Raw genomic sequence first — 19,378 nt, 5'->3', positions numbered from 1 at the left:
TTCTGAGGCGGGCGGGCGGCTCTACACCCGGCCCAGGAAGATCGGGTTGGTGAACGCCGTCAGGGCGCCGGGGAGCGGGGGCGCCGTCGCGGGGTGGCGGACCTCCGCCCGTACGTACGCCGCGTACGCCGCGGTCGTGCGCCATTCGACCGTGCCCCTGCCCGAGGCGGGCAGCGGCGCGCTCGTGTGGAGGACGCCCTGGTCGGTGACGAGGCGGACCGTGCAGCCGGGCGCGCCCTCGACCTCGACGCGGACGGTGACCGGGGCGTCGAGGCCCACGTCGAGGCGTTCGCCGATGCCCGCGTGGCGGCCCCTTCCGCCTGCTGCCGAGAAGGTGAGCGCGACGTCCTTCGACTCGGCGACGTAGGAGCGGCCGCGCCGGATGCCGTCCTGGATGGCCTCGCGGGTCAGGTCGTCGGCGAGGACGACGGTCTGCGGGCCGCCGATGCGGTCGGGGTCGCGGTGCGCGTCGCTGTTGCCCATCGCCGGGATCCACGGCTTGCCGCCGCGCACGGAGGCGACGAGCTGGCTGTCCCAGTCGGCGAGGGCGATCTCGTCGTCCGGGGTGTAGGCGCCGTTCCACGCCTCGATCGCGTCCGCCTCGCCGAAGCCGAACTTCCAGTTGCAGCCGACGCAGGTGGCGTGCGGGTGGGCGGGGACGACCAGGCCGCCCGCGTCGCGGATCTTGCGCGCGTACCTGCCGAAGCGGTTGTCGCGGGCTCGGTAGCGCCAGTCGACGAACGTGCCGGGGTCGACGCCGAGCGCGACCACGTGGCCGTTGCGGGTCGTCACCTCCTCGCCGAGCATGATCAGGAGGTCGCCGCCCGCGTGCTCGGCCCAGTGGGCGTGCGCGGCGTGGGTGTTGTGCTCGGAGCTGTTGATGAAGTCGAGGCCCGCCGCGCGGGCGAGCGCGGCGATCTCGGCGAGCGTGCGCTTGCCGTCCGAGTGCACGGAGTGCAGGTGGCAGTCGCCGCGGTACCAGGCGCGGCCGCGGCCTTTGGCGCGCTCCGGCGGATAGGAGGGCTTCGGGGTCGTACCGGGCGCCCCGTAGGTGAGGGTGATCGTCACCTCGTAGGGGAGGCCGTCGGGGGCGACGGTGTACGGGCCGAGCGCGATGTGCCAGGTGCCCTCGCGGACCCGGCCCGGCAGGTAGCCGGGGGTCGCCTCGTCGGCGCGGATGAAGAACTCGGTGCGGGCGCCGCCGGACCAGCCGCGGAAGCCCTTGCCGCCGAGCTCCGTGCCGCGCTCGTCGAAGACGCCGATGTCCAGGGCGTTGCCCTGGGTGCCGGGCGGCACGGCGGGCTTCTCGTAGGTGTAGGCGACGCGGAACTCGGATACCCCGCGCGGTACTTCGACCGGCAGGTACACGTAGTCGGGGGAGCCGGTGGGCAGCGTGCCGCGCACCGTCCTGGTCTCCTTGGTCCCCGGCGCCTCGTCCCGCGCGGGGGCGCGCCGCTCGGCGCCGCTCGCGAAGCTCACGCTGCCCAACGTAAGCGTGGCGGCGGCTCCCGTCACGAACAGTCCGCGCCGGTTCATTCCGCCGTGTTGCGGGTGGTCCTCGCACATGCTGCGGCTCCCCAGGGTTCGGTGGTGACGTGGGTGGTGCGGGCAACCCTGGTATTGAGCCGTGAACTGCACGTCAAAGGAAGGGGGTTGACGCCTTTACGCCCGGTTGCCGACCGATTCGCCGTCGGCGCCCGCCGCGAGGAGCGCGGCCTCGGTCTCCGGGTGCGGCCCGGAAGCGCCGTTGCGCGCCCACCACAGCGGCGTGCTCCCCGTGCCGTGGTCCTCGCGCAGGTCCGGGTCGGCGCCGTGGGCCAGGAGTTCGCGCACAGTGTCGAGGTGGCCCCACGCGGCGGCCGCGCACAGCGGGGTGCCCTCCGTGATGCCCTCGCTCTCGGTGTCGGGCCTGGCGCCCGCCCGCAGCAGCGCCCGCACCGTGGAGGCGGCGCCGTGCACCGACGCGGCGTACAGCGCCGTCGTGCCGTCGGCCTCGGGCAGCTCCGGGTCGATCCCCGACCGCAGCACCCTGCGCACGGTGTACGTGTCGCCGACCGCGGCCGCCCAGACCAGGCGGTGCGTGAGCTTCTTCTGCTTCCGTCTGTTCACCGGCGTCAGGTTAATGAGCGCACGGGCATGGACCAACCGGGTTTCCGGAGATAGGAAGAGTGCCCCGGACCGACCGACACTCCCGGACACGCTCGGAGGAATCGTGCGCATCTCCGCGACGCTCTACATGACCGACAGAACGATCACGCCGATACGCCTGGCCCGGGAAGTGGAGCAGCGGGGCTTCGCCGGGCTCTACCTTCCCGAGCACACCCACATCCCGTTACCGCGCGAGACCCCCTACCCCGGCGGTGAGCTGCCGCCCGAGTGCGCCCGGATGCTCAGCCCCTTCGTCGCCCTCGCCCAGGCCGCCGCCGTCACGGAGCGGATCACGCTCGGCACGAACATCGCCCTGGTCGCCCAGCACGACCCCATCGACCTCGCCAAGCAGATCGCGACCCTCGACCACCTGTCCGGCGGCCGCGTCACGCTCGGCATCGGCTACGGCTGGAACCGCGAGGAGGCCGAGGACCACGGCGTCCCGTGGCCCCGGCGCCGGGCGGTGGTGCGCGACCGGATGGCGGTCATGCGGGCGCTCTGGGCGGACCACCCGAAGCCGTACGAGGGCGAGTTCGGCGCCGTGCGGGCCAGCGAGGTGCACCCCAAGCCCCGCCGCACGCCCCGCAAGCGGCTCGCGAAGGGGCCGCTGTTCGGGCCGCGCACGCTGGTCGGCGGGGCCGCGGGGCCGGGGCTCTTCGCACACATCGCGGAGTACGCGGACGGCTGGATGCCCGTCGGCGGCAGCGGCCTGCGCGACGCGCTGCCCGTGCTGCGCTCGGCGTGGGCGGAGGCGGGCCGCGAGCTCGGCGACCTGTACGTGGCGGTGACGTCCGTCGAGCCGGAGACCGGCAAGCTCGCGTACTACCGGGAGCTCGGCGTCGACGAGGTGATCGTGCAGCTGCCGCCGGGCGGGGACGCGGAGGTGTGCGCGGCGCTCGACGGGCTCGGGCGGTATCTGGGCCCCTGAGCCGGCCGGTGCCGGCGGCGGCGGTGGGGCCTGCGATGTCATGGGAAGTTCAGCAGGCGGAAGTATCTGCATGAGGCAGGAGTTATCGCTCGTATGCTCGGAGACATGACCAACAGCGCGCAGCCCTCGGAGGCCGGACGACCCACCGCGAACGCCATGCGGCGCGCGCTCAGGAGGGCCAGGGACGGCGTCGCGCTCGACGTGGCGGAGGCCGCCGTCCTGCTGCAGGCGCGGGGCGAGGACCTCGACGACCTCACCGCGTCCGCGGCCCGGGTGCGCGACGCGGGGCTCGCCGCCGCGGGCCGCCCCGGCGTCATCACGTACTCGAAGAGCGTGTTCATTCCGCTCACCCGCCTCTGCCGTGACAAGTGCCACTACTGCACCTTCGTGACCGTGCCCGGCAAGCTGCGGCGCGAGGGCCACGGCATGTTCATGTCCCCCGATGAGGTCCTCGACATTGCCCGGCGCGGCGCGGAACTGGGCTGCAAGGAAGCCCTCATCACCCTCGGCGACAAGCCCGAGGACCGCTGGCCCGAGGCGCGCGAGTGGCTGGAGGCCGAGGGGTACGACGACACCATCGCGTACGTACGGGCCATCTCGATCCGCATCCTGGAGGAGACCGGGCTGCTGCCCCACCTCAACCCGGGCGTCCTGACCTGGACGGACTTCCAGCGGCTCAAGCCGGTCGCGCCCAGCATGGGGATGATGCTGGAGACCACCGCCGAGCGGCTGTGGAGCGAGCCGGGACAGCCGCACTTCGGCTCGCCCGACAAGGAGCCGGCCGTCCGCCTCCGGGTCCTGGAGGACGCGGGGCGCTCGTCGGTGCCGTTCACCAGCGGGCTGCTCATCGGCATCGGCGAGACGTACGAGGAGCGCGCCGACGCGCTGTTCGCGCTGCGCCGCGTCGCGCGCTCGTACCACGGCGTCCAGGAACTGATCATCCAGAACTTCCGCGCCAAGCCGGACACGGCGATGCGCGGCATGCCCGACGCCGAGATCGACGACCTCGTCGCGACGGTCGCCGTCGCCCGGCACATCATGGGCCCCGCGGGCAACATCCAGGCGCCGCCGAACCTCATCGCGGGCGAGTACGGGCGGCTCATCGGCGCGGGCATCGACGACTGGGGCGGCGTGTCCCCGGTGACGATCGACCACGTCAACCCCGAGAAGCCCTGGCCGCGGCTGGCCGAGCTCGCCGAGCGGTCCGCCGCAGCGGGCTTCACTCTCGCCGAACGCCTCTGCGTCTACCCCGAGTTCGTGCGGCGCGGCGAGCCCTGGCTCGACCCGCGCCTCCTGCCGCACCTGCGCGCCCTCGCCGACCCCGAGACCGGCCTCGCACGGCCCGACGCGGTGGTCGAGGGCCACCCCTGGCAGGAGCCCGACGAGGGGTACGTCGCCTCGTCCGGCCGCACCGACCTGCACCGCACCATCGACACGGACGGCCGCACCTCGGACCGGCGCGACGACTTCGACGAGGTGTACGGCGACTGGGAGGCGCTGCGCGAACAGGCCGCGCCCGGCATGGTGCCCTCCCGCATCGACGGCGACGTGCGGGCCGCCCTGAAGCAGGCCGCCGACGACCCCACGAAGCTCACCGACAACGAGGCGCTGGCGCTGCTGCACGCCGACGGGCCCGCGCTCGACGCGCTCTGCGCCGTCGCGGACGACATCCGCAAGAGCGTCAACGGCGACGACGTCACGTACATCGTCACGCGCAACATCAACTTCACCAACGTCTGCTACACCGGCTGCCGCTTCTGCGCCTTCGCCCAGCGCAGGACGGACGCCGACGCCTACACGCTCTCCCTCGACCAGGTCGCCGACCGGGCCGCACAGGCCTGGGACGTCGGCGCCGTCGAGGTGTGCATGCAGGGCGGCATCCACCCCGACCTGCCGGGCACCGCCTACTTCGACATCGCGCGGGCGGTGAAGGAGCGCGTGCCGGGCATGCACGTGCACGCCTTCTCGCCGATGGAGGTCGTCAACGGCGCGACCCGCACCGGCCTCTCGATCCGCGAGTGGCTGGCCGCCGCCAAGGAGGCGGGGCTCGACTCGATCCCGGGGACCGCCGCCGAGATCCTCGACGACGAGGTGCGCTGGATCCTCACCAAGGGCAAGCTGCCGACGGCCACGTGGAAAGAGGTCGTCTCGACCGCCCACGAGCTCGGCATCCGGTCCAGCTCCACGATGATGTACGGGCACGTGGACCAGCCCCGGCACTGGCTCGGCCACTTCCGCACCCTCGCCGCCCTGCAGGAGTCCGCCCTCGCCAAGGGCGTCGAGGGCTTCACGGAGTTCGTGACGCTGCCCTTCATCCACACCAACGCACCCGTCTACCTGGCGGGGATCGCCCGGCCCGGCCCGACCACCCGCGACAACCGCGCGGTGACCGCCATGGCGCGCGTCCTCCTGCACCCGCTGATCCCCAACATCCAGACCAGTTGGGTGAAGCTCGGCCAGGAGGGCGCCGCCGAGATGCTCAGGTCCGGCGCGAACGACCTGGGCGGGACGCTGATGGAGGAGACCATCTCCCGCATGGCGGGCTCCAGTTACGGCTCCTACCGCTCGATCGAGGACCTCGTCGCCATCGCGGACGCGGCGGGCCGCCCCGCGAAGCCCCGCACGACGCTGTACGGAGAGGTGCCCGAGGAGCGGCAGCGGGCGGCGGCCGCCTCGGACGGCCACCTGCCGGAGCTCCTTCCGGTGCTCGACTCCTAGGACACGGGCGACGGGCGACCGGGGGTACGACACGGTTCTCAGCGCGGGAACGAGCCGCCGAAGCCGGTGCCCCTCTCGTCCGACTCCGTGCCCTCGGCGCCCCGCTCCGGGGCGCCGACGGCCGCGGGGCCGAAGGAGACCACGGTGCCCCGCACGGCCGACGCGGCCGGGAGCACCCACACCGCGCCCGAGTCCGCCACGGCGCCGTCCTCGCCGGGCGCGCCGACCGCGAGCTCGGGCTTCCCGTCGCCGTTCGGATCGGTGCACAGGAGCGCCGAACCGAACGCGTCGCCCCGCGACGACGAGCCCGGCAGCCCCGGACCGTCCTGCCCGAACTCCCGCGCCCCCGCGCCCGTCGGCCCCGCCCGGCCGCCCGGCACGAGCACCACGCCGCCCGCGCCACCATCCGCGCCGGGGGCGCCGACGACCAGGTCGGCCGTGCCGTCGCCGGTCAGGTCGCCCGCCGCGAGGGCGGCGCCGAAGCGGTCGACCGCGCCGCGGGCACCCGGGATGCCGGGGGTGGCGCGGTCGATGCGGCGCGGGTCGCCCCGCGGCCCGTCGGGGGAGCCGCGCAGGACGCGCAGGACGCCGGGGCTCAGGTCGGACTCCTCGGAGACCTCGCCGACGTCACGCAGGACGAGGTCGCCGTAGCCGTCGTCGTCGAAGTCGCCGACGGTGCCGTTGGCGCCGAACACGCCCAACTCCTCGGAGGAGTGCTCCAGACCGTCGTCGTCACCCCGGTAGAAGCGGCTGCGGTACTGCATCTCCTCGAAGCCCTGCGAGGTGACGACGTCGTCGCGGCCGTCGCCGGTCAGGTCGCCCACGGTGATGTCGCGCGGCGCCTCGCGGTCGCCCCAGGAGCCCTCGATCCCGGAGTCCGTCCGGCGCGGCTCGCCGGTGCGCGAGAAGGGGCCGTACAGCACCGTCACGCCCGGGCGGCCGGGACGGTAGCTCTCCGCGAGGAGGTCCGCGTGGCCGTCGCCGTCGAAGTCGCCGCCGTGCAGGTCCGTCGCGGGCAGTGTGCCCGCCGTGCGCAGGCCGGTGCGCGAACCCCACAGGACGGCGGTCCTGTTCCCGCCGTCCGGGCCGAGCGTCAGATCCGTGAAGCCGTCGCCGTCCAGATCGCGGGCGACGGTGCCGGAGCCGACGCCGTCCACGGCCCGCGCGGCGGCGCCCGGCGCGCCCTTCGCCGCGCGGCTGATCACCTGCGGGTGCCGGGTACGGGGACCGCGCGAGGAGCCGTACACGACGGTGACGCTGCCCGCGCGCCGCACGGCGTCCACCGTGCCGAGCGGGGCGGGCACGGCGAGGTCCGCGTGGCCGTCCCCGTCGAAGTCGGTGACGATCCGCTTGCCGAGGGCCGGGGCGGGGGAGGCGGGGGAGTCGTCGTCCCCCGTGCCCCGGCCGAACACGACGGCGCCCGCGAGCAGGGCCACGAACACGACGGCGGCCCACCAGGGCCGAATGCGTCGGCGAGGTGTGCGCATCGCGTCCGGGTCCCTTCACTCACGGGCGCTCGCGGATACTGCGGGTTGTACTGGGTTCTATCGGGTTCTGCTGGGTTCTACCCGGTCCTCACCGGGTGTCGCCCGTGCCGCGGGTGTCAGCCCGCCAGGCCGTCGCCGAACCGGACACCGGCCGTGGCCGGGGCGTTGACCGCCGCCGGGCCGAAGGAGTCGATGCCCGTGACGGTCAGACCGGCGGCGGAGCCGCGCAGGTGCCAGATCGCACCGGTGTCGGCGACGTCGCCGTTCTCGTCGGGCGCGGCCACCGTCAGGTCGGCCTTGCCGTCCTTGTTCGGGTCCGAGAGCAGGACGTGGCTGCCGAACTTGTCGCCCTTCTCGGAGGCGCCGGGGACACCGGGCTTGGACTGGTCGAAGGCCTGCGACCCGGTGCCGGTCAGACCGGTGCGGGAGCCCTTGAGGAGGACGACGCTGCCGGCGTCGGCGGTGGTCTCGATGTCCTCGCCGGGGACGCCGACGGCCACATCGGCGAAGCCGTCGCCGTTCACGTCGCCCGCGCTGATGGAGGAGCCGAACTCGTCGCCCGCCTCACCGGCGCCGGGCACGCCCGCGGTGTCCTGGGTGATCTTCGTGGTGCGGTCCGAGAGGCCGGACGCCGCGCCGTAGCGGACGATGATCGCGCCCTTCTGGGAGGGCATGTCCTCGAAGTTGTCGCCGATGTCGCGGGTGACGAAGTCGCCGTAGCCGTCGCCGTCGATGTCCGCGACCGCGCCGCCGACGGAGGGCACGAGCTTCTGCGAGGTGGTGGCCACCCCGTCCTTGCCGCCCTTCCAGAGCTGGCTCTTGTGGGCCATCTCCTCGAAGCCGTGGCTGCTGACGATGTCGTCGGTACCGTCGCCGGTCACGTCGCCCACGACGAAGTCGCCGGGGCCGAAGGTCTGGCTCGTGACGATCTGCTGGCTGCTCGCGGCCTTCCCGTCCCGCTTGAACGGGCCGTACGCGATGGTCATGCCCGCGTCGTCGTTGTCCATCGGGTCCTCGGGCTCGGGGTACTCGGCCGTGACCAGGTCCCGCTTGCCGTCGCCGTTGAAGTCGCCGGCGGCGACGCGCGCGCCGTTCGAGGCCAGCTCGACGCTGCCCTCACCGGACAGCCCCTGGGCGGAGCCCCACAGGACGACGGCCTTCTTGCCGCCGTTGACGACGAGGTCCGTGTAGCCGTCGCCGTCGAGGTCCGCGGCGGCCGTGTGGTTGCCGAAGTGCCCGCCGTCGGACGCCGATCCGGGTACGCCGGGCGTGGCGCGGCTGATGGTGACGGCGTGCGCCTTGTCCGGGCCGTTCGCCGAGCCGTACACGATCGTGACGCTGCCGGGCACGTCGTTGTCGTAGTTGCCCGGGGCCGATATGGCGAGGTCCGCGTACCCGTCGTGGTTGAAGTCGGTGACCGGGGCCTTCGGCGGGGTGGGCGCGGCCGAGGCCGAGCCCGCGGCGACGAGGGCGAGCGGTGCCGTGAGCGAGGCGACTGCCACGGCGGTGATGAGAGAGCGACGCACTGGTCCTCCAGAGAAATCGTGTCGTGTGGTCGTGCGGTCAGGTGGTCGTGGGGTGGTCAGCTGCCGAGCAGCAGACCGAACTCGGCGCCCTTCTCGGGATCGCCGAGCTTCGCCGGGGCGAGCGTGCCCGCGCCCGCGGTGGTCAGGCCGCTCGCGGAGCCGAAGAGGTTCCACAGGGCGCCCGAGTCGGTGTGGGTGCCGTCCTCGCCGGGGGCGGTGGCGGTCAGGTCGGCCTTCCCGTCCTTGTCGAGGTCGGTGAGGCGGACCTGGCGGCCGAAGTCGTCGCCCGTCTCGGAGACGCCGGGCACGCCGGCCGTGGACTGGTTGTAGGCCACGGCTCCCTTGCCCGTCATGCCGCCGTCGGCCTTGGAGGCGCCCTTGAGCAGGACGACCGCGCCGGTGCCGGTGCTCGCGCCGAGGCTCTCGCCGGGGACGCCGACGGCGACCTCCGCCCTGCCGTCGCCGTTCACGTCGCCCGCGCTGAGCGAGGCGCCGAACGCGTCGTTCTCCTCGCCTGCCCCGGGGACGCCCGCGGTGTCCTGGGTGATGACCTTCCTGCGCGCGTCGGTCGGCCCGGCCGAACTGCCGTACTGGATCGTGATGCTGCCCGGGTGGGAGTCGATGACCTCGGTGACGCCGCCGATGTCACGGGTGATCAGGTCGCCGTACCCGTCGCCGTCGACGTCGCCGACGGTGCCGCTGTAGGCCGTGCCGAGGGCCTTGTACGTGTGGCCGACACCGCTGCGGCCGCCCTTCCAGAAGCGGGCGTCGTGCGTCATCTCCTCGAAGCCGTGCGTGGTGACGATGTCGTCGACGCCGTCGCCCGTCAGGTCGCCGGTGATGAAGCGGGCGAGACCGGAGGGCCCGTCGCCGGTGGTGATGGTGTCCTTGGCGGCGGGCTTGCCGGCGCGGGTGAACGGGCCGTACTGGATGGTCATGCCGGAGACGTCGGGGTCGTCGCTCGGGGTGTCGTTGACGACGAGGTCACGCTTGCCGTCGCCGTTGAAGTCACCCGTGGCGAACTCGGAGTAGTCGTGGGGCAGGACGGTGTCCTTGCCGGTCAGACCGTCCTTGGAACCCCACAGGACGGTCGCCCTGTTGCCGTTGTCGTCGCCGCCCGTCACGAGGAGGTCCGTGTAGGAGTCGCCGTCCAGGTCGGCGGGGAGGGTCTGGGCGCCGAAGGCGTACGTGCCGCGGAGTTCGCCGGGGACGCCCGGGGTGGCGCGGCTGATGCGCTGGTGGTGCTCGGTGCCGGGCCCGGAGGCGGTGCCGTAGACGATGGAGAGGTAGCCCGCCTTCTCGACGCCGTCGACGGTGCCGTGGGGCGCGGCGACGGCGAGGTCGGCGTACCCGTCGTGGTTGAAGTCGGTGACCGGCGTGCGGGGCGGCCGTGGAGCGGCCGCCGCGGTGCCGGAGGTGGCAGAGACGGCGAGAGGGGCGGTCAGCGCGGCGACGGCGATGGCGCTGATGAGTGTGCGGCGGGGCACGGATCCTCCTGGGGCGAACGTCTGTGACGTAGGAGGAGACAGCGCCTCGCGGAGGAAGGTTGCACACTGCAGGAACTCCGTTACGTGATCCGGACGTTTGCCGTACGACCCCTGTTGTTCACCTCGCGCCCGGCAGGCGCGCGGGAGACCGGCCGCGGGGGCAGGGGAGGGTTCTACGGTGGTGGCACGGCCCGCGGGGATGTCCCTGCAAGAGGTTCTGCGGCGGCGCAGGCGGTCGGGATTCGTCGGACGGCGCGGTGAACTCGGCTCGTTCCGGGAGAACTTCGACCTGCCCGTGGAGGACGAGCGGCACTGCTTCCTCTTCCACGTGCACGGCCTGAGCGGGGTCGGAAAGACTTTCCTGGTCCGGGAGTTGGAGCAGATCGCCCGCGAGCGCGGCGCCCTGACCGCGTACGTCGACGAGGCCGCGGCCAGCGTGCCCGAGGTAATGGCCGCCATCGGCGCCGAGTTCGCCCGGCAGGGCCGGCGGTGCAAGGACCTCGACCGGGAGCTCGCCGCGTACCGGGAGCGCCGCCAGGAGGCCGAGTCGCTCGCGGCCCTCGCGGCGGTGGGCGACCCGCCGTCGGGGCCGGGCCCGGTGGCGTCCGCCGGCAGTATGGCGGCCGCTCGCGCGGGGTTGGCCGGACTGGGACTCGTGCCGGGCGTGGGTCCCTTCGTCGGAGCACTCGACCCGGCACAACTGGCGCAAGGGGCGGACCGGTTGCGGGCCGGAATCGGCAACCGGCTGCGCGCTCACGACGACACGCAGGCGCTGCTCTCTCCGGAGCGGGCGCTCACCCCGGTGCTCCTCGGCGAACTGAGCCGGGTGGCCGCGGACGCGCCCTGGCTCGTCCTGTTCTTCGACACGTACGAGCGGACCGCGCCGTTCCTCGACCGCTGGCTGCACGACGTGCTCACCACGGAGCGGTACGGCACGCTGCCCGCCAACACCGTGATCGTGACGGCGGGCCAACGGCCCTTCGACGCCGCGCTCTGGGGCGACTCCGCGGGCTTCGTGGCCGATCTGCCGCTGGAGCCGTTCACCGACGCCGAGGCGCGCGGGCTGCTCGCGGCCAGGGGGATCACGGCGGAGCCCGTCGTCGAGGAGGTCCTGCGGCTTTCCGGGCGCCTGCCGGTCCTGGTCTCGACGCTCGCCGCGAGCCGTCCCGCCGACGCGGACGACGTGGGCGATCCCAGTGCGACGGCCGTCGAGCGGTTCCTGAAGTGGGAGCCGGACCCGGCCCGCCGGGAGGCGGCGCTCGCCTGCGCGCTGCCGCGCGGACTCGACGCGGACGTCTTCGGCGCCGCCGTGGACTGTGCGGCCGAGGACGTGATGCCCCTGTTCGACTGGTTGCGGGGCCTGCCGTTCGTCCACACCGGGGGCGGGCGCGCCCGGTACCACGACGCGGTGCGGGCGCCGATGCTGCGGCTGCTCCGCGGCCGGTCGCCGAGAGGGTGGGCCGAGCGGCACCGGAAGCTGCACGAGACGTTCGGGCAGTGGCGCGCGGAGGCGGAGGCGCGCCTCGCGCGGGAGGACCGGTGGGCGGACGACGGCTGGCGGGAGCTGCGGTTGGCGGAGAGCTACCACCTGCTCTGCGCCCAGGGGGCGAGCTCGCTGCCGGAGGTGGTGGTCGACATCCTCATGGCGTGCGGCAAGGGGGAGGACGTGGCCCGGCGGTGGGCACGGGCCCTTGAGGCGGTGGGCCAGGACGCGGACGCCGAGGCGGTGGGGGAGTGGGGACGCGATCTGCTGCACGCCCTGGACGAGGGCGGCACGGCGCAGGCGCTGTGGCTCCTGCTCGACCGGATCGACTTCGACCCCCGGGGCGAGGCGGCCGTCCGCTCCCTGCGGGGACGGCACCTCAGGGACCTCGGCCGGCACGAGCAGGCGGTGGCGGAGTTCACCAGGGCGCTCGAACTCCACCCGGATCAGGCGATGCTGCACAACCTGCGCGCCTGGTCGCTGCTGCGGCAGGGCAGGAAGGAGGAGGCGCTGCGGGACGCGCGACGGGCCGTGGCCCTGGAACCCGGCTCGGTCCTGTACCTGCGCGAGTGCGCCTGGGCCCACTGGTCCCTCGGCCGGTTCGAGGACGCCGAGCGGGAGGCGGACCGGGCGCTGGAGATCGACGGCGAGGACGCGGACACCCTGGCGGCCAGAGGCGTCGCCCGTACGTCCCTGTGCCGGTACGAGCTCGCGCTGGAGGACCTGGACCGGGCGCTGGCCAACGGCGCGGAGGCCGCGTGGGTGCTCGTGTTCAGGGCGCAGGTGCTCGGGGCCATGGGTGAACCGGAGGGGCGGCTGCGGGACTTGGACAGCGCCGTCGCCCAGGGGGCCGACGACGAGGCCTGGGTGTTCTGGCAGCGCGGTGACGCCCTGCGCGACGCGGGCCGCGACGAGGACGCCCTCGCCGACTACCGCAGGGCGCTGGAACTCGACCCCGACTACACGCCCGTGTACGGGAGCCGGGCCGTGCTGCTCGGCAGGCTGCGGCGGTACGAGGAGGCGCGCGCGGACTGGGACACGGTGGTGGAACGCCACCCGGACGTGTCCTGGGTGCGGGTCGCGCGGGCCGCGGTGCTGCGCCGCCTGGGAGCCGACGACGACGCGCTCGCGGACCTGGACCGGGCGGGCGAGCTGACGCCGGACGACGCGCAGGTGTGGAGCGGCCGGGGTGCCGTGCTCTCGGGGCTCGGGCGCTTCGAGGAGGCCCTCACCACCCTGGACAGGGCGGTGGAGCTGGCTCCCGACGACGCCCGGGTCCGCGCGAACAGAGCGAAGGCACGCTCTGAACTCGGCCTGTTCGGCGAGGCGTTGGGTGATCTGGACCGGGCGATCGGCCTCGCGCCGGAAGAGGTCGCGCTCCACGTGAACCGGGTGGCAGTCCACCTGGCCGCCGGCCACCTCGACCAGGCCGTGACCGGCCTCTCCCGCTGTGTCGAGCTGGGCGCCGAGCCCGCCTGGGTGGCCGCTCTGACCTGCCGCATCCAGCTGCATCGGGGGCGCACCGCGCAGGCGCTGGCGGCCCTGTCCGGCCTCACCGAGGAGGAGGCGGGGACCGGTGCGGCGCTCTCGGCGCGGGCCAGGGCGCACCGCGCCGCGGGGGACTGGGACGCGGCGGTCCTGGCCGCCGAGCGGCTCCGTCCTCTCGACGCGGCGCGGGGGTCGGTGGCGCTCGCCCTGGCCGTGGCCGGGCGCGACGGTGTGGCGGCCGCCGTTCCGCTGTGGCGCGCGGCTCAACCGCTCGTGCTCGGCGCGGAGTTCTCCGCGCGGACCCGCGCGTTCCTCGGCGTACGGGTGGCCGCTGGCCTCGGTGACTGGACCGAGCTGGACGCCCGCCTCGCGACGCTGCTCGTCCCGTGCCGGTGGTGGGAGCACCTCGCGGACCTCGCCGCGGACCTGCGCCACCTGCGGGACAGTCCGGGCGACCGCGGACGCCTGGAGCCGTGCCTGAGAAGGGTGACCGCGGCACGGGACGAGGTGCGGGCCCGGTACGCCGTACGGGGTTGAGCGGGGCGGTCCGGAAGGTGACGGCAGCGCGGCGAATCCGTAGCAAGTGCGAAGCTCCCGTGAACGTCGTTCAAAAGCCGCCTCACGGGCGACTCTTCGCATACCACTTGGCGACTGAATCGATCGTTCGCGGTCGATTACAGTGCTGCAAAGTTGCCGAAGGGCACGGCGCGCCGAGCCGCGTCGGAGCACGTCATCGCCCGCACGTCACTGCACGTCGCCGCACGTCTGCACGGAGGGAGGCCCGCGTGGGTACCGCAGCAGCCACCGGTGTCTGGGGCCGCGCCGAGCAGCAGGACTTCCGCAGCCGCGTGCGCGGCACCCTCCTCGGCGCCGCCCTCGGGGACGCCCTGGGCGCACCCGTCGACGGACTCTCCCTCGACGCGGTACGTGAGGCGCACGGGGCCGAGGGGATCACCGGGCCCGTACCGGCGTACGGGCGGCGGGGCGCCGTCACCGCGGCCACCCAGCTCACCCTGTTCACCGTCGACGGGCTCATACGCGCCCAGGTGCGGCGCGACACCGGCGCGTGGCACCCGCCGACCGACCTGCACCGCGCCTACCGCCGCTGGGCCGCGACCCAGAGCGACTGGGGGCCGGACGAGCGGCGCAAGGAGGACGGCTGGCTGGCCCGCGAGGAGTGGCTGTACGCGCGGCGCGACCCGGCCCGCGCCTGCCTGACCGGGCTCGGCGACGAGATCATGGGCACCCTCGACGTCCCCAAGAACCCCGGCGAACGCGGCGCCGAAGCCGCCGTCAGATCCGCGCCCTTCGGGCTCCTCGTCGGCTGGGAGCCGCAGCTCGTGCTGCAGCTCGCCGTCGAGTGCGCCGTCCAGACCCACGGCCACCCCACCGCACACCTGGCGGCGGGCGCGCACGCCGTCATCGTGCACGGCCTCGCCCGCGGGGAGTCCCTCGACGGAGCGATCCAGCGGTCCCTCGCCCTGCTCGCCACCCGCCCCGGCCACCAGCCGGTCACCGACGCGCTCCGGCACGCGCTCGGCGCCGTACGGCAGGGCATGCCGACGCCCGCGCGCGTCGAGGAGCTCGGTACGGACGGGACGGCCGAGGGCGTGCTCGCCGCCGCCGTGTACTGCGCCCTGGTCGGCGAGGACATCCGGCACGGGCTGCGGCTCGCCGTGAACCAGGGCGGCCCTTCGGCCGCGTGCGGCGCGCTGTGCGGGGCGTTGCTCGGCGCGCTGCACGGGGAGACCGCGCTGCCGCCGGGGTGGCTCACGGAGCTGGAGGGCCGGCCCACGATGCTGGAGCTGGCGGACGACTTCGCCATGGAGATGACGCAGGGGCCCGCGCTGCACGGGCCCGCGCTCTCGTCGCCGGGGTGGCTGGCCCGCTACCCGCGGGCGTGACCGGCGGCTAGCGGCTGGTCAGGCCGCGTCGAAGGTGCGGCTCAGCAGGTCGTGGAGGGTGGCGCGCTCGGCGGCGTCCAGCTTGTCGAGGCCCGCCAGCGTGGCGTGCATGTTGGCGCGGATCGCGTCGACGGCCCGCTCGCCCTCGGGGGTCAGGACGACGTTCTTGACGCGGCGGTCGGTGGGGCTCGGCTCCCGGTGGACCAGGCCGCGCTTCTCCAGGCGGTCGATGATCCCGGTCATGTTCGAGGCGTCGCAGGACAGTGTCCGGGCGAGGACCCGCATCGCGGCGGGCCCCTGGCGCAGCACGCTCAGGGTCTTGCCCTGGCTCGCCGTCAGGTTCTCGCTCGCCGCCGCCTCCGTGAAATCCCCGTAATAGGCACGGAGCGACACCGCGAGCAGCTCCATGAGCCGGGCCTTGTCGACGCTCGGTGTTCCAGGCATGTGAGCCACCTTACGCCATAAAACTTGACGATCTCAAATATTGAGGCTTACCTTCTAACAAGTTACTTGAAGTGCTCAAGTATCGAGGTCTTCAAGTATCGAGGCCTCACGCAGTAGAGCAGCTGGAGAAGAAGCCACCGTGTCCCACGCACAGCAGCACGCGGCCCCGCCGAAACCCACCGGACAGACCGCCGTCGTCCTGGTGCTCGGGCTCGCCGCCATGGTCGTCTCGATGATGCAGACCCTGGTCGTGCCGATCCTGTCGATCATCCAGAAGGACCTGGACGCCACCACCGCGGGCGTGAGCTGGGTGACCACCGCCACCCTGCTCTCGGCCGCCGTCTTCACCCCGCTGCTCGGCCGCTTCGGCGACCAGCACGGCAAGAAGCCCACCCTGATCGGCGTCCTGCTCGTGATGATCGCGGGCTCCGTGCTCGCCGCCACCACGACCTCCCTGACCTGGCTCATCGTCGGCCGGATCATGCAGGGAGCGGCCACCGCGATCTTCCCGCTCGCGCTCTCCGTGCTCCGCGAGGAGATCAGGCCCGCCAAGCTCCACGGCGCGATGGCCCTGGTCAGCGGCACCCTGGCGTTCGGCAGCGGGCTCGCCCTGGTGGGTGCGGGGCTGCTGACCCAGGGGTCCGACCCCGACTACCACCGGGTGTTCTGGCTCGCCGTCGTCCTCGCCGTGCTCGCGCTGGTCGGCGTCGTCCTCGCGGTGCCCGCCTCGCGCTCGAAGACGGGCGGCCGCACCGACTGGCTGGGCGCGGGCACCCTCGCGGTCCTCCTCGTCCTGCTGCTCCTGCCGATCTCGCAGGGCCACGAGTGGGGCTGGACCTCCGGTCGCACCCTCGGCTCCTTCGCGGGCGCCGTCGTCATGGCGGGCGTGTGGGTCCTGACCGAGCTCAAGGTCAAGGAGCCGATGGTGGACATGAAGATGTTCGCCCACCGACCCGTCCTCTTCACCAACCTGGCCGGACTGCTGCTCGGCTTCGCGATGTTCGCCCAGTTCATCGGCGTCTCGTACCTCGTGCAGATGCCGGAGAGCGTGGCCGGTTACGGGTTCGGGGCCTCGGTCCTCGGGGCGTCCGTCGTCTACCTCCTCCCGACCACGATCGTCTCGCTGATCGGCGCCCAGTTCGGCGGAATCCTGGTCCGCAGGATCGGCGCGCGCGTCACGCTCGCCACCGGCGCCGCCTTCGGCGTCATCGGCTTCGCCTGGCTGACCCTGGCGCACGGCACGAGTGCGTCCGTGATCGGCGCGGGCATGGTCATCGGCCTGGCGATCAGCTTCGGCTACGCGTCGATGCCGGCGCTCATCGTGGCCAGCGTCCCGGCGCACCAGACCGGCATCGCCAACGGCATCAACTCCATCTCCCGCTCGGTCGGCAGCGCCATCGCCAGCGCGATGATCACGTCGCTGCTCGCGTCGAAGACGATTCCGCTGCCGGCGGGCATGCCGGCGCTCCCGCAGGAGAGCCAGTTCACGCTGAGCTTCGCCATCGCCGGGGCGGCCTTCGTGCTGGTCGTGGCGGTGGCCCTGGTGGGCCTGACGCCCGTCCACGCGCCACGCCCGCGGCAGCCCGCGCCGACGCCGGAGCGGGTCGGCGTCTAACTGGTACCGCGCTCCGTCAGGGGCGCGGGGAACGGCGCGAGCAACCAGGGAAGTGCCGCAGTCGCGTCTGCCGGGTTGCCCGCAGACGCGTCTGCGGCTTTTTGTGTGCTGGGCGCGCAGTTCCCCGCGCCCCTTAAGGGCGCGCATCGGCGCCCCGTCAGGGGCGCGGGGAACGGCGCGAGCAACCAGGGAAGTGCCGCAGCCGCGTCTGCCGGGTTGCCCGCAGTCGCGTCTGCGGCTTTTTGTGTGCTGGGCGCGCAGTTCCCCGCGCCCCTTAAAAAAGGCGTACGTCGGCGCCCCGTCAGGGGCGCGGGGAACGGCGCGCGCAACCAAGGAAGAGCCGCAGCCGCGTCTGCCGAGCCCCTCGCAGACGCGTCTGCGGCTTCTCGCGTGCGGGGGGGCGCCCCCGTCACTCGCCCCGCGTCTCCGCAGGAGCAGGCACGGCCGCCACCGCCCCCGCGGACCCGGACCCGGACCCACCGTCATCCGTATCCGTATCCGTATTGATCCGCTCGATCAGAGCATCCCGCTCCGGCGTGTCCTCCGGCTTGAGCCACCCGACGACGACGTAGAGGAAGAGCGATACCGCCAGCGGTATCGACACCTGGTACTGGAGCGCGACCCCGCCCTCGATCGCGTCGTCGATCGGGTAGTTGACCAGGTAGAAGGCGAGCAGCCCGAGCGCCCAGCCGGTCAGCGCCGCGGTCGGCCCGGACTTCCTGAACGTACGCAGCAGGCCCAGCATCATCGGGATCGCGATCGGCCCCATCAGACCGGCGACCCACTTGATGACGACCGTGATGATGTCCTTGAACGTGGGGGAGTTCACCTGCGTGGCGACCGCCATGGACAGCCCCAGGAAGATCACCGTCGTGAGGCGCGCGGCGATGAGCCCCTTCCGCTCCGTCCAGGCCCGCGCCCTCGCGGAGAACGCCGGGGCCACGTCCCGCGTGAAGACCGCCGCGATCGCGTTGGCGTCGGAGGAGCACATCGCCATGGTGTGCGAGAAGAAGCCGACGATGACCAGGCCCAACAGCCCGTGCGGGAGCAGCTGTTCGGTCATCAGGGCGTACGCGTCCGAGCCGTCCGGCTTCTTCGCGTCCACCAGGAGCGGTGACATCCACATCGGGAAGAAGAGGACCACCGGCCAGACCAGCCACAGGATGGCGGAGAGCCTCGCGGAGCGCGCGGCCTCCTTGGCGTTGGCGGTCGCCATGTAGCGCTGCGCCTGGTTGAGCATGCCGCCGTTGTACTCGAAGAGCTTGATGAAGAGGAAGGCGAGCAGGAAGACCGTGCCGTAGGGGCCGATGAGCGGCTTGCCGTGGCCCGCGAGCTCCGGCTCGTCCCAGACGCCGAAGAAGCCGCCGTGCGGCCCGAGTTCGGAGACGACCGCCACGAACATCGCGACACCGGCGAGGAGCTGGATGACGAACTGGCCGAGCTCGGTCAGCGCGTCGGCCCACAGACCGCCGATCGTGCAGTAGATCGCCGTGATCACGCCGGTGATCAGGATGCCCTGGTTGAGGGAGACGCCGGTGAAGACGGACAACAGGGTCGAGATCGCCGCCCACTTGGCGCCGACGTCCACGATCTTGAGGAGCATGCCGGACCAGGCGAGCGCCTGCTGGGTGCCCAGGTTGTAGCGGTTCTTGAGGTACTCCAGGGGCGAGGCCACGTGCAGCCGGGAGCGCAGCCGGTTGATGCGGGGAGCGAAGAGCCGGGCGCCGATGGCGATGCCGAGCGCGATGGGGAAGGACCAGGTGACGAAGGACGTCACGCCGTAGGTGTACGCGATGCCCGCGTACCCGGTGAACATCACGGCGCTGTACCCGGACATGTGGTGCGAGATGCCGGAGAGCCACCAGGGCATCTTGCCTCCGGCGGTGAAGAAGTCGCTGACGTTGTCGACCCGCTTGTGGGACCACAGGCCGATCGCGACCATCACGCCGAAGTAGCCGATGAGCACGGCCCAGTCGAGACTGTTCATATGGCCCTCCAGGGGTCCGCCTGGTGAACTGCGCACAGCTGGCTCGCACTCCGCAAGAACCGGCCGCTGGGGCCGGGAACGGCCCGGAAGCGCCCGCTCATCGTGGGTTCGGGCGCACGCCGACGACAACCGCCCGAGAGGTCAAGGGCGAGTAAAATCGTTC

At 73.1% G+C, this 19,378-nt stretch carries 12 protein-coding genes; 5 read left to right on the top strand and 7 right to left on the bottom strand.

Going from position 1 to position 19,378, the window contains the following annotated elements; translation table 11 throughout:
* Positions 1–21: 21 nt before the first annotated feature.
* Together ACZ69I_RS07240 and ACZ69I_RS07235 are read right to left on the bottom strand one after the other, a co-directional pair.
* Positions 22–1,566 carry a CehA/McbA family metallohydrolase gene (locus tag ACZ69I_RS07240; RefSeq protein WP_470830860.1) on the bottom strand — a complete coding sequence of 515 codons (1,545 nt, stop codon included), beginning with the start codon at positions 1,564–1,566 and terminating at the stop codon, positions 22–24.
* Positions 1,567–1,662: 96 nt separating this feature from the next.
* Positions 1,663–2,109 (bottom strand): ankyrin repeat domain-containing protein, encoded by a 447-nt coding sequence (locus ACZ69I_RS07235; protein ID WP_467672517.1) that lies wholly within the window; start codon positions 2,107–2,109, stop codon positions 1,663–1,665.
* Positions 2,110–2,212: 103 nt separating this feature from the next.
* Between ACZ69I_RS07235 and ACZ69I_RS07230 the strand changes: the two genes are divergently transcribed.
* Both ACZ69I_RS07230 and ACZ69I_RS07225 read left to right on the top strand, forming a co-directional pair.
* Complete coding sequence (locus tag ACZ69I_RS07230) at positions 2,213–3,076, top strand: TIGR03619 family F420-dependent LLM class oxidoreductase (protein WP_467672515.1); 864 nt, start codon at positions 2,213–2,215, stop codon at positions 3,074–3,076.
* Positions 3,077–3,181: 105 nt separating this feature from the next.
* Entirely contained in the window at positions 3,182–5,794 is a 2,613-nt protein-coding gene (locus tag ACZ69I_RS07225; protein WP_470830859.1) for a bifunctional FO biosynthesis protein CofGH, read from the top strand.
* Positions 5,795–5,832: 38 nt separating this feature from the next.
* Here the strand turns inward: ACZ69I_RS07225 and ACZ69I_RS07220 are convergent, their stop codons facing one another.
* From ACZ69I_RS07220 to ACZ69I_RS07210, 3 genes are all read right to left on the bottom strand, one after another.
* Positions 5,833–7,281 carry a hypothetical protein gene (locus tag ACZ69I_RS07220; RefSeq protein ID WP_470830858.1) on the bottom strand — a complete coding sequence of 483 codons (1,449 nt, stop codon included), beginning with the start codon at positions 7,279–7,281 and terminating at the stop codon, positions 5,833–5,835.
* Positions 7,282–7,397: 116 nt separating this feature from the next.
* A complete protein-coding gene (locus ACZ69I_RS07215) occupies positions 7,398–8,783 on the bottom strand; it encodes an FG-GAP-like repeat-containing protein (RefSeq protein ID WP_470830857.1) in 1,386 nt (461 codons plus the stop codon).
* Between the two features lie 80 nt (positions 8,784–8,863).
* A complete protein-coding gene (locus tag ACZ69I_RS07210) occupies positions 8,864–10,294 on the bottom strand; it encodes an FG-GAP and VCBS repeat-containing protein (protein WP_470830856.1) in 1,431 nt (476 codons plus the stop codon).
* 178 nt (positions 10,295–10,472) lie between these two features.
* Here ACZ69I_RS07210 and ACZ69I_RS07205 point away from each other — a divergent pair, with 178 nt between their 5' ends.
* Both ACZ69I_RS07205 and ACZ69I_RS07200 read left to right on the top strand, forming a co-directional pair.
* Positions 10,473–13,802: a tetratricopeptide repeat protein gene (locus ACZ69I_RS07205; protein ID WP_470830855.1), complete on the top strand. Its 3,330-nt coding sequence runs from the start codon at positions 10,473–10,475 to the stop codon at positions 13,800–13,802.
* A 248-nt stretch (positions 13,803–14,050) separates the two neighbouring features.
* Positions 14,051–15,169, top strand: a complete 1,119-nt coding sequence (locus ACZ69I_RS07200) for an ADP-ribosylglycohydrolase family protein (protein ID WP_470830854.1) — start codon at positions 14,051–14,053, stop codon at positions 15,167–15,169.
* 18 nt (positions 15,170–15,187) lie between these two features.
* Here ACZ69I_RS07200 and ACZ69I_RS07195 read toward each other — a convergent pair whose 3' ends face one another.
* Complete coding sequence (locus ACZ69I_RS07195; protein WP_467672501.1) at positions 15,188–15,613, bottom strand: MarR family winged helix-turn-helix transcriptional regulator; 426 nt, start codon at positions 15,611–15,613, stop codon at positions 15,188–15,190.
* 139 nt (positions 15,614–15,752) lie between these two features.
* Between ACZ69I_RS07195 and ACZ69I_RS07190 the strand changes: the two genes are divergently transcribed.
* Positions 15,753–17,228, top strand: a complete 1,476-nt coding sequence (locus tag ACZ69I_RS07190; RefSeq protein WP_467672499.1) for an MFS transporter — start codon at positions 15,753–15,755, stop codon at positions 17,226–17,228.
* Between the two features lie 409 nt (positions 17,229–17,637).
* Here the strand turns inward: ACZ69I_RS07190 and ACZ69I_RS07185 are convergent, their stop codons facing one another.
* Positions 17,638–19,215 carry a sodium:solute symporter family protein gene (locus ACZ69I_RS07185; RefSeq protein ID WP_470830853.1) on the bottom strand — a complete coding sequence of 526 codons (1,578 nt, stop codon included), beginning with the start codon at positions 19,213–19,215 and terminating at the stop codon, positions 17,638–17,640.
* Positions 19,216–19,378 lie beyond the last annotated feature (163 nt).

The organism is Streptomyces sp. NPDC036815, assembly GCF_055609205.1.
Note: the sequence above shows the minus strand (reverse complement) of the source record. Positions and strands in the feature narration are given on the sequence as shown.

Excerpts from the sequence above, each read along its gene's own strand:
- ACZ69I_RS07240 (WP_470830860.1), bottom strand. The coding sequence starts at position 1,566 with ATGTGCGAGGACCACCCGCAACACGGCGGAATGAACCGGCGCGGACTG.
- ACZ69I_RS07225 (WP_470830859.1), top strand. The coding sequence starts at position 3,182 with ATGACCAACAGCGCGCAGCCCTCGGAGGCCGGACGACCCACCGCGAAC.
- ACZ69I_RS07220 (WP_470830858.1), bottom strand. The coding sequence starts at position 7,281 with ATGCGCACACCTCGCCGACGCATTCGGCCCTGGTGGGCCGCCGTCGTG.
- ACZ69I_RS07195 (WP_467672501.1), bottom strand. The coding sequence starts at position 15,613 with ATGCCTGGAACACCGAGCGTCGACAAGGCCCGGCTCATGGAGCTGCTC.
- ACZ69I_RS07185 (WP_470830853.1), bottom strand. The coding sequence starts at position 19,215 with ATGAACAGTCTCGACTGGGCCGTGCTCATCGGCTACTTCGGCGTGATG.